This window comes from Streptomyces sp. NPDC059564 (assembly GCF_042735575.1).
Classification (GTDB): domain Bacteria; phylum Actinomycetota; class Actinomycetes; order Streptomycetales; family Streptomycetaceae; genus Streptomyces.
Map to the genome: position 1 here is coordinate 1 of NZ_JBHWBP010000334.1, position 8,481 is coordinate 8,481.

Annotated in this window: 7 protein-coding genes; 5 read left to right on the plus strand and 2 right to left on the minus strand. The window is 69.5% G+C overall.

Annotated elements, in window-relative coordinates; genetic code table 11:
• The 3 genes from ACFV0Q_RS34010 to ACFV0Q_RS34020 form a co-directional block, all read left to right on the plus strand.
• A partial coding sequence (locus ACFV0Q_RS34010) for an HAD family hydrolase (RefSeq protein ID WP_385010750.1) occupies window positions 1–627 on the plus strand: 627 nt, incomplete at its 5' end.
• A gap of 480 nt (window positions 628–1,107) precedes the next feature.
• Window positions 1,108–2,712 (plus strand): ABC transporter substrate-binding protein, encoded by a 1,605-nt coding sequence (locus ACFV0Q_RS34015; protein WP_385010751.1) that lies wholly within the window; start codon window positions 1,108–1,110, stop codon window positions 2,710–2,712.
• A 74-nt stretch (window positions 2,713–2,786) separates the two neighbouring features.
• Window positions 2,787–4,367, plus strand: a complete 1,581-nt coding sequence (locus ACFV0Q_RS34020; protein WP_385010753.1) for an ABC transporter substrate-binding protein — start codon at window positions 2,787–2,789, stop codon at window positions 4,365–4,367.
• A gap of 87 nt (window positions 4,368–4,454) precedes the next feature.
• Here ACFV0Q_RS34020 and ACFV0Q_RS34025 read toward each other — a convergent pair whose 3' ends face one another.
• Together ACFV0Q_RS34025 and ACFV0Q_RS34030 are read right to left on the minus strand one after the other, a co-directional pair.
• A complete protein-coding gene (locus tag ACFV0Q_RS34025) occupies window positions 4,455–5,126 on the minus strand; it encodes a response regulator transcription factor (protein ID WP_030233586.1) in 672 nt (223 codons plus the stop codon).
• 105 nt (window positions 5,127–5,231) lie between these two features.
• The gene (locus ACFV0Q_RS34030) at window positions 5,232–6,152 is read right to left on the minus strand and encodes a RecB family exonuclease (protein ID WP_385010755.1); all 921 of its coding nucleotides are present in this window, start codon (window positions 6,150–6,152) and stop codon (window positions 5,232–5,234) included.
• Between ACFV0Q_RS34030 and ACFV0Q_RS34035 the strand changes: the two genes are divergently transcribed.
• Together ACFV0Q_RS34035 and ACFV0Q_RS34040 are read left to right on the plus strand one after the other, a co-directional pair.
• Window positions 6,049–7,512 (plus strand): site-2 protease family protein, encoded by a 1,464-nt coding sequence (locus ACFV0Q_RS34035; RefSeq protein ID WP_385010757.1) that lies wholly within the window; start codon window positions 6,049–6,051, stop codon window positions 7,510–7,512. The genes ACFV0Q_RS34030 and ACFV0Q_RS34035 overlap by 104 nt on opposite strands.
• Window positions 7,513–7,530: 18 nt before the next feature.
• The gene (locus ACFV0Q_RS34040) at window positions 7,531–8,427 is read left to right on the plus strand and encodes a tRNA (adenine-N1)-methyltransferase (protein ID WP_030233594.1); all 897 of its coding nucleotides are present in this window, start codon (window positions 7,531–7,533) and stop codon (window positions 8,425–8,427) included.
• Window positions 8,428–8,481: the final 54 nt, after the last annotated feature.

Genomic DNA, 8,481 nt, shown 5'->3' on the forward strand with positions numbered 1-8,481 from the left:
GACGGCACCCTCGTCGACACCGAGGGCTTCTGGTGGGAGATCGAGGCGGAGATCTTCCGCGAGCTCGGACACCTGCTCGACGACTCCTGGAGGGACATCGTGGTCGGCGGCCCCATGAGCCGCAGCGCCGCCTTCCTCATCGAGGCCACCGGCGCCGCCATCGGCATCGCCGAGCTGAGCGTTCTGCTCAACGAGCGCTTCGAGGCCCGCATCGCCGACCAGGTCCCCCTGATGCCCGGCGCCGAGCGGCTGCTGAGCGAACTGGCCCGGCACAACGTCCCCACCGCCCTGGTCTCCGCCTCCCACCGCCGGGTCATCGACCAGGTCCTGCTCACCCTCGGCCGCGACCGCTTCACCATGACCGTCGCCGGGGACGAGGTGCCCCGTACCAAGCCCCACCCGGACCCCTACCTGCTCGCCGCGAGCACCCTCGGCGCGCACCCCTCGCGCTGCGCCGTCATCGAGGACACCGCCACCGGCGTCGCCGCCGCCGAGGCCGCCGGCTGCCGGGTCGTGGCCGTGCCCTCCATCGGCCACATCGAGCCCGCCCCCGGGCGCACCATCGTGCGCTCCCTGGAGGACGTGGACCTGCCGTTCCTGCGCTCCCTGATCACTCCGCTGAACTGAGCGCGCACGCTCCGTACCGAACGGAACAGGGGTGCGGCCAGGGTCCTGCGGGAGGATCTTCCGCCCCTGTCCCCGGAGGCCGAAATTCCATCCTGTTCGGGGTCTGCCTCACGGGTGAGCTTGGTCACCCGTGAGGGCCCGGAGGGGCCCGCCGGAGTGCCCCATACCCTTCCCATGTGTCCGGATTGATCATCTCCTGACCCCATCTGCGAAGACTCCGGCATAAGCGGTCAGTCCGCTCCCATCACGGTGCGATTACGCCCCAACTCCTGCCAGTTCCAGCCATCCCGTCCCAGGCCACTAATGTCGACGCGGGCACTACGCACGCACCTCAGCGGTTCCGGACGCACACCCCTGCGCCGGTGCCGCGTGGACCGATCGTCAAACACCGGCCCGATCGTTCCGCCCTGAACGGGCGACCGCCGCGAAGTGCCCTCTACGCCGCTTTGAGCAAGTGCCGGGTGAGGGAGTACTTCCAGCATGAACCGCAAGACCATGGTGCTGACGGCCGCGATCGGCCTGCTCGCCCCCGCGCTGTCCGCATGCGGCAGCACGAGCGGCGGAGGAGCAGGGTCCGGAGCGATCGTCGTCGGGACCACCGACCGGTTCGAGGCAGCCGACTACGCCCCCGCCCCCTTCGACCCCGCCTACGCGTACGACGCCGGCGCCTGGAACGTGCTCCGCCAGACCGTCCAGACGCTGATGCACACCCCGCGCGGCGGCGGCCAGCCCGTCCCCGAGGCGGCCTCCGACTGCCGCTTCACCGACACGGGCAACGAGAGCTACCGCTGCACCCTGCGGCCGGGCCTGAAGTTCGCCGGCGGCGACCCCGTCACCGCCAAGGACGTCAAGTTCTCCATCGACCGCGTCCTCGCCATCAAGGACGAGAACGGCCCCTCCTCCCTGCTCTCCACCCTGGACAGCGTCGAGACCAAGGGCGCCGACACCGTCGTCTTCCACCTGAAGACCCCGGACGCGACCTTCCCGTACAAGCTCTCCACCCCCGCCGCCGGCATCGTCAGCGAGAAGAACTACGACGCCAAGAAGCTCCGCGCGGGCTTCGCCGTCGACGGCTCCGGCCCTTACACGATGAAGGCCGAGGTCAAGGACAACCACCTCGTCCGGGCCGTCTTCACCAAGAACCCGAACTACAAGGGCGACATCAAGCTGCAGAACGACAAGGTCGAACTGCGCTCCTTCGCCGACTCCGCCACCATGGGCAAGGCCCTCACCGACGGCTCCATCCACATGGTCTCGCGCACCCTCGCGCCCGCCCAGATCGCCGACTTCTCGACGAAGGCCCCCAAGGGCGTCAAGCTCGTCCCCCTGCCCGGCCTGGAGATCCGCTACATCGGCTTCAACACCGAGGCCCCCGTCGTCAAGGACAAGGCCGTACGCCAGGCCCTCGCCGCCGCCGTCGACCGCAACAACGTCATCTCCAAGGTCTACGGCAAGGCCGCGCAGCCCCTGTACTCGCTGGTCCCCACCGCCGTCACCGGCCACGTCAACTCGTTCTACAACAAGTACGGCGAGGCCAACACCGCCAAGGCCGCGAGCCTGCTCAAGGACGCCGGGATCAAGACCCCCGTCAAGCTGACCCTGAACTACACCAAGGACCACTACGGCGACGGCACCGCCGCCGAGTTCGAGGCCCTCAAGGCCCAGCTGAACTCCACCCAGCTGTTCGACGTCACCGTCCAGGGCAGCGACTGGTCCGACTTCCGCCCCGCGCAGAAGAAGGGTGACTACGCCGCCTACGGGCTCGGCTGGTTCCCCGACTACCCGGACGCCGACAACTTCCTCGCCCCGTTCCTGGAGCAGGACAACTTCCTGGGCACGCCGTACGCCAACACCGCGGTGCGCACCAGGCTCATCCCCGACTCCCGGCGCGCGGCCGACCGCAACACCGCCGCGCCCGCGATCGCGGAAATGCAGGACATCGTCGCCGAGGACGTACCCGTCCTGCCCCTGTGGCAGGGCAAGCAGTACGTCGCCGCACGCGACGGGATCACCGGAGTGGAGTGGTCGGTCAACGCCATCTCCGACCTCCAGCTGTGGGAACTCGGCCGGGGCGTCAGCGGCTGAGACCGGCAACAACCGGCGGCGGACGTCGCAGGCCGGCGCAACGACCAGACAAGACTGTGAAGGACATTCGCGTGATGAGACGTAACCAGTGGTTGGCGGCCCCGCTCGGCGCGGCCACTGCCGCCGCGCTGCTCAGCGGTTGCGGTTCGACCGATGGCGCCAATGCCGGCAGCGGCAAGGGCGTGGTCATGGGGATATCCGACAAGGTGAAGTCGACCGACCCGGCAGCCGGTTACGACCCGGGCTCCTGGCTCCTCTTCAACAACGTCTTCCAGTCGCTGCTCAGCTTCCCCAAGGGCGGCACGACCCCCGAGCCCGACGCCGCGCAGACCTGCGCCTTCGAGGGCGCCGACAGCAAGCAGTACAAGTGCGTCCTGCGCCCCGGCCTGAAGTTCAGCAACGGCCACAGCCTGACCTCGAAGGACGTCAAGTTCTCCTTCGAGCGCACGCTGAAGATCAATGACGAGAACGGCCCCGCCGTGATGCTCTCGTCGATCGCCGGCATCGACGCCCCCGACGAGAAGACCATCGTCTTCCGCCTCAAGACGTCCGACGCCACCTTCCCGAGCAAGATCGCGTCGGGCGCGGGCTCGATCGTCGACCACGCCGAATACCCGGCGGACAAGCTCCGTACGGACGGCAAGGCCATCGGCTCCGGCGTCTACAAGCTGGACTCCATCAACGAGAAGAGCGCCAGCTTCTCGGTGAACGACTCCTACAACGGCAAGGCCAAGGCCAAGAACACCGGCGTCACGCTGAAGTTCTTCAACGGCGACCAGGCCGCCCTCAAGACGGTCCTGGAGAGCGGCGACGTCGACTTCGCCTTCCGCGGCCTCGCCGCCAAGGACATCGCCGCCCTCGCCTCGACCAAGACCGGCGACCAGAAGGTCGACGTCGTCCAGGGCACCGGCGCCGAAGTCGAGCACATGGTCTTCAACGTCAACGACCCGGTCGTCGGCAAGCTCCCCGTCCGCAAGGCCATCGCCTACCTCGTGGACCGCGAGGCGCTCGTGAAGGACGTGTACGCGGGCACCGCGGCCCCGCTCTACTCGATCGTCCCCGCCGGCATCGCCGGACACACCACCCCGTTCTTCGACCGCTACGGCGGCACCCCCCAGCCCGAGAAGGCCAAGGCCGTCCTCAAGGCGGCGGGCATCAACGGCAAGGTCAAGGTGACCCTGTACTCCACCCCGTCCCGCTACGGACCCTCCACCGACCAGCAGTTCCAGGTCATCGCCAAGCAGCTCAACGACAGCGGGCTCTTCGAAGCCGACATGAAGTCCGTCGAGTACGAGCAGTACGAGAAGGACATCCAGGACGGCAAGTACGGCATCTACGTGAAGGGCTGGGTGCCCGACTACCCGGACGCCGACAACTTCACGCAGCCGTTCTTCGGCCCGGACAACGTGCTCCGCAACAACTACGACAACAAGGAGATCACCGGGACCATCATCCCGTCGACCTCCGCGAAGTCCGACCGCACCGCGGCGAACACCGACTACGTCCGCCTCCAGGACATCGTCGCCGACGAGCTCCCGCTCCTCCCGCTCTGGCAGGGCAAGCAGTACGCCGTCACCCGCCAGAACGTGACCGGCCTCCAGTGGTCCCTCGACGCCTCCACCGTCTTCCGCTTCTGGGAGATCAGCAAGGGCTGACCCGCACCACACGACGAAGGGCCGGCAGCCGCATCCCGCGGCCGCCGGCCCTTCCGTCATCCCGCGCCCGCCACCGGGCGCCGTCCGCTACTGCGCGCCCGGGCGGACCAGACCGCTCTCGTACGCGTACACCGCCGCCTGGACCCGGTCGCGCAGGCCCAGCTTCGTCAGCACGTGACCCACATGCGTCTTCACCGTCGTCTCGCTCACGAACAGATCCGCCGCGATCTCCGCGTTCGACAGCCCCCGGGCCACCAGCTTCAGCACCTCGACCTCGCGCTCGGTCAGCGTCCCCAGCGTGTCCGGCAGGCTCTCCTCACCCGATGGCAGGTGCCCCGCGTACTTGTCCAGCAGCCGCCGCGTGATGCTCGGAGCCAGCATCGCCTCGCCGCCCGCGACCACCCGGATCGCCTGCACCAGCTCGTTCGCCGGCGCGTCCTTCAGCAGGAACCCGCTCGCGCCCGCCCGCAGCGCCTCCACCACGTACTCGTCCAGGTCGAAGGTGGTCAGCACCAGCACCTTCGCCGGACCGTTCCGCTCCGGACCGGTGATCTGGCGCGTCGCCTCCACCCCGTCCATCCGCGGCATCCGGATGTCCATCAGCACCACATCGGGCTGCAACGCCCGCACCTGGTCCAACGCCTGCAGACCGTCCCCGGCCTCACCCACCACCACCAGGTCCTGCTCGGCCTCCAGGATCATCCGGAAGCCGGTGCGCAGCAGAGGCTGGTCGTCGACCAGCAGGACGCGGATCGCCACGGGGGTACCTCGTATTTCGTCGGACTGCCTGGGACTGCTCGGACTGCTCGGCAACGCCGGAGACGGCTTCGGCGGGGCGCCGCCCATTGTGCCCTGACCCGAAGATCAGGACCCGGCCGGGCCGTCCACCCCCGGCCCCGGCTGCGCCCCCGGCTGAGCCCTCGGCGTGATCACCAGCGGGTAGACCGGGGGAGTCCCCCCGAACTCCGGACACACCGCCTGATGATCACACCAACCGCACAGCTTCGTCGGCCGCGGCCGCCACTCACCCGTCTGCGTCGCCTCCCGGATCGCCTCCCACAACGCGTGCAGCTTGCGCTCCACCCGCTCCAGATCGGCCACCACCGGGTCGTACGTCAACACGTCCCCACTACCCAGATACACCAGCTGCAGCCGCCGCGGCACCACCTGCTTCAGCCGCCACACCACCAGCGCGTAGAACTTCATCTGGAACAACGCGCCCTCGGCGTACTCCGGCCGCGGCGCCTTGCCCGTCTTGTAGTCGACGATCCGCACCTCACCCGTCGGCGCCACGTCCACCCGGTCGATGATCCCGCGCAGCCGCAGCCCCGACTCCAGCTCCGTCTCCACGAAGAACTCCCGCTCCACCGGCTCCAGCCGCGTCGGGTCCTCCAGCGTGAACCACCGCTCCACCAGCGCCTCGGCCTCCGTCAGCCAGCGCGCCAGCCCCGCCCCCTCATCACCCTCCGGGAACAGCCCCGCCAGCTCCGGCTTCGCCTCCAGCAACCGGTCCCACTGCCCCGGAACCAGCGCCTTCGCCCGCGGCGCCGTCCGCTCCTCGGCCGGATGATCGAAGAGCCGCTCCAGCACCGCGTGCACCAACGTGCCCCGCGTCGCCGCCGCACTCGGCTTCTCCGGCAGCTTGTCGATCACCCTGAACCGGTACAGCAGCGGGCACTGCATGAAATCCCCCGCCCGCGAGGGCGACAGGGAAGTGGGCGCCGCGGCGACCCGCGCCACGCCGGCATCGGCAGCGCCAGGCACGGCACCGGGAGTCGTCGTCATGCGTGAAACCCTACGGCCCGCCACCGACAGCACGCGCATACCATCGACTCCGAGCACCCTCGCACTGCATGATCGGGGGATCACAACGCGCTACACCACCCAGCGCCGGACCCACGACGTGGACCACACTGGAATCCCCAGCACCGAACGAAGGACAACCGTGGCAGACACCGACGAATCCGGCGAGCGCACGCCCAAGCGCTCCGATCCGGGCGGCGGAATCCTCATGGGCCGCCCCTTCGGCGTGCCCGTCTACGTCTCGCCCAGCTGGTTCCTCGTCGCCGCCCTCATCACCTGGGTCTTCGGCGACCAGCTCGACCACGTCCTGCCCGACCTCGGCCCCGCCCGCTACCTCGTCTCCCTCTTCTTCGCCGTCGCCTTCTACGCCTCCGTCCTCGTCCACGAACTCGCCCACACGATCGCCGCACTCCGCTTCAAACTCCCCGTGCGCCGCATCCAGCTCCAGTTCTTCGGCGGAGTCTCCGAAATCGAGAAGGAATCCGAGACGCCCGGCCGCGAATTCGTCCTCGCCTTCGTCGGCCCCCTCCTCTCCCTCGCCCTCGCCGGACTCTTCTACCTCGGCATGAAGGCCGTCGACCCCGCCACCGTCCCCGGCGTCCTCCTCGCCGGCCTGATGATCTCCAACCTCCTCGTCGCCGCCTTCAACCTGCTCCCCGGCCTCCCCCTCGACGGCGGCCGCATGCTCCGCGCCGTCATCTGGGGCATCACCGGCAAACCCATGGCCGGCACCGTCGCCGCCGCCTGGGTCGGCCGCGGCCTCGCCGTCGCCGTCCTCCTCGGCCTGCCCCTGCTCACCCACACCGGACTCCTCGGCAACCGCACCCAGGAGATCGGCGGCATGGACACCGTCATGGACGCCCTCCTCGCCGCGATCCTCGCCGCCATCATCTGGACCGGCGCCGGCAACAGCCTGCGCCTGGCCCGCCTGCGCGAACACCTCCCCGAACTCCAGGCCCGCGCCCTCACCCGCCGCGCCATCCCCGTCGAGAACGCCACCCCCCTCTCCGAAGCACTCCGCCGCGCCAACGAAGCCGGCGCCCGCGCCCTCGTCGTCGTCGACGGACTCGGCGACCCCACCGCCATCGTCCGCGAGACCGCCATCGCCTCCGTCCCCGAACACCGCCGCCCCTGGGTCGCCGTCAGCACCCTCGCCCAGGACCTCACCGACGGCATGAAGGTTTCCGCGGAGCTCACCGGCGAGGAACTCCTCGACCACCTGCGCGCCAACCCCGCCAGCGAATACCTCGTCCTCGAAAACAGCGGCGCGATCTACGGCGTCCTGTCCACCCTCGACGTCGAGAAGGCCTTCGTGAAGGCCATGGCGCGGCCCCAGTCCTGAAGCCAATACACTGGTCACATGTCCGAACCGACCGGTGCCGCCCGCCGACGCGGGCCCTTCGAGGTCGGGGACCAGGTTCAGCTCACCGACCCCAAGGGCCGCCACTACACGTTCACGCTCGAAGCCGGGAAGAATTTCCACACCCACAAGGGTTCCTTCCCGCACGACGAGCTGATCGGTGCTCCCGAGGGCAGTGTTGTCCGTACCACGGGCAACGTCGCGTACCTCGCGCTGCGTCCCCTGCTCCCCGACTATGTCCTGTCCATGCCCCGCGGTGCCGCCGTGGTCTACCCCAAGGACGCGGGCCAGATCCTGGCCTTCGCCGACATCTTCCCCGGCGCCCGCGTCGTGGAAGCAGGTGTCGGATCCGGCTCCCTGAGCAGCTTCCTGCTGCGCGCCATCGGCGACCAGGGCATGCTCCACAGCTACGAGCGCCGCGCGGACTTCGCCGAGATCGCCACGGCCAACGTCGAGCGCTACTTCGGCGGCCCCCACCCCGCGTGGCAGCTGACCGTCGGCGACCTCCAGGACAACCTGTCCGACACCGACGTCGACCGCGTCATCCTCGACATGCTCGCCCCCTGGGAGTGCCTGGAGGCCGTCTCCAAGGCCCTGGTCCCCGGCGGCATCCTGTGCTGCTACGTGGCCACCACCACCCAGCTCTCGCGCACCGTCGAGTCCATCCGCGAGTTCGGCTGCTACGCCGAGCCGCAGCCCTGGGAATCGATGATCCGCAACTGGCACGTCGAGGGCCTGGCCGTCCGCCCCGACCACCGCATGATCGGCCACACCGGCTTCCTCGTCACCGCCCGCCGCCTCGCGGACGGCGTCGAGCCCCCCATGCGCCGCCGCCGCCCCTCCAAGGGCGCCTACGGCGAGGACTACGACGGCCCCGGCAGCGACCGCTCCGCGTAGCATGCAGATCGCCGCGGTCCTCTTCACCACGAGCGCCGTCGGTTCCGCGCTGGC